3 protein-coding genes are annotated in these 1,590 nt (G+C 40.3%); 1 reads left to right on the top strand and 2 read right to left on the bottom strand.

Going from position 1 to position 1,590, the window contains the following annotated elements; all coding sequences use genetic code 11:
* Positions 1-662, bottom strand: a 662-nt coding sequence (locus WBJ10_RS11155; protein ID WP_424290290.1) for an MFS transporter, incomplete at its 3' end; no start/stop codon positions are given.
* 62 nt (positions 663-724) lie between these two features.
* Between WBJ10_RS11155 and WBJ10_RS11150 the strand changes: the two genes are divergently transcribed.
* A complete protein-coding gene (locus WBJ10_RS11150; RefSeq protein ID WP_424290288.1) occupies positions 725-991 on the top strand; it encodes a hypothetical protein in 267 nt (88 codons plus the stop codon).
* 21 nt (positions 992-1,012) lie between these two features.
* On the opposite strand, the gene WBJ10_RS11145 is transcribed toward WBJ10_RS11150, so the two are convergent.
* Positions 1,013-1,590, bottom strand: a 578-nt coding sequence (locus tag WBJ10_RS11145; protein WP_424290286.1) for a hypothetical protein, incomplete at its 5' end; no start/stop codon positions are given.

Here is a 1,590-nt window from a genome sequence, read left to right as displayed (position 1 = left end):
AAAAGCCCAATGACGACTTTTCTATATTCTGACGGACTTGCTTTCCAGTATTTCAGGAATGAAAAAAGTGGTGTTTTCACTTTTACCATTTGGTCTGATGCTTTTTTGTCTTTCAGATAAAATGTTGAAATAACAGCAAATAGTCCCGGAACGAATGCTATAAAAAAAAGGGTCTTGTAGTCTTGCGGATAATGGTACAAATAAAGTAAAGCAAATAAAGGCCCTATCACTGCCCCCAGGGTGTCCATTGAACGATGGAATCCGAATACTTTTCCTTTTGTATGTGGTGTCGCTTCATCCGAGAGAATTGCATCCCTCGCACCCGTTCGAATGCCTTTACCAAAGCGGTCAATTGTGCGTGCGAAAAATATCCAGATGGGAAAAGTAAAAACTGCCATCATGGGTTTGGAAATGGCACTGAAAGCATAACCAATTTGAACAAAAGGAACCCTTCTGCCGGAGGTGTCAGATAGTTTCCCGAAATAACCTTTGCTAAATCCTGCTGTTGCTTCTGCCAGCCCTTCGAGTATTCCAATAAGTACAATGGAAAAACCGATGCTCTTTAGATATATGGGCATAATTGGGTAAAGCATTTCGCTGGCCGTGTCTGTCAGCAGGCTGATAATAGATAGAATCCAGACGGTACGGGTTATGTATTTCACGGATTCCCCTGGTATAGTAATTAATAGAATTAATATCCTAAATTAGTGTAAATGTGCAAAATATGGATTTATTGAAAAGCTTAATACCCGTATTGGTGATCGTCGTTATTTTTTTAACGATGCAAATCCCATCTATTAAAAAAGGATTGACATCCGCCATAGCGATCAAGGCCAGGATTGTAATTGGCTGTTTAGCTGCCGGGGTTTTACTTGGTATGGCAATACTTGGCGGAGACTTGAAAGAAATAATAATTGTCAGTCTGATTGCATCATTGGTAATTTTTGGAGTGGTTTCGCTGCAGAATAAATATTTGTATGTGAAGAGATAGATAGAATATCTGTATTAAAGATTAAAGCACATAATACAAGCCCAGAGAAAAGAATGAACGCGGGTTCTTAAAAGAAGCTTCAGTGTCCCTGGATATTAACGAAGCCTGATATCCCGCTTCTACCATAAATCTCTTTGTGCTGTAGGCAACAGGAAGTTTAAAATTATACGACAATATCCCAAAGCTCGTGCTTTCCACGGTTCGGTATTCAGGCTTTTGATCGAACCGTCTGCCGGGGCGTTTTATAATTCCGAGACCGTTGTTTTGATTGGACGACGGGACCTCTTCTGTGGTAATAATTTGCTGCGTGCTGCCGATAACTTCAAATCTGGGCTCGATACTGATGTAATCGCTTTGATTAAAGGCGACCAGTTCGATTGATTTCTTTACATCGAATGATAAATAAAGCGCCCCGTCCTGACCGGGATTGTAATCAGCATTTAACCCAGCTGTCAGCCAGTTGAAGTCATATCCCAACTTCCCTGAGAACATGTTTAAATTTTGGGATTGTAAGAAGAATGAGCTGTCAGGAAAAAAGGATCGGGTATAACCTATTCCGGCAGAAAGATTTTTCGAAAGATTAAAATCAAATCCAGCAG

Source organism: Daejeonella sp., from assembly GCF_049655485.1.
Classification (GTDB): domain Bacteria; phylum Bacteroidota; class Bacteroidia; order Sphingobacteriales; family Sphingobacteriaceae; genus Daejeonella.
This window is presented reverse-complemented; position numbering and strand designations above follow the sequence as displayed.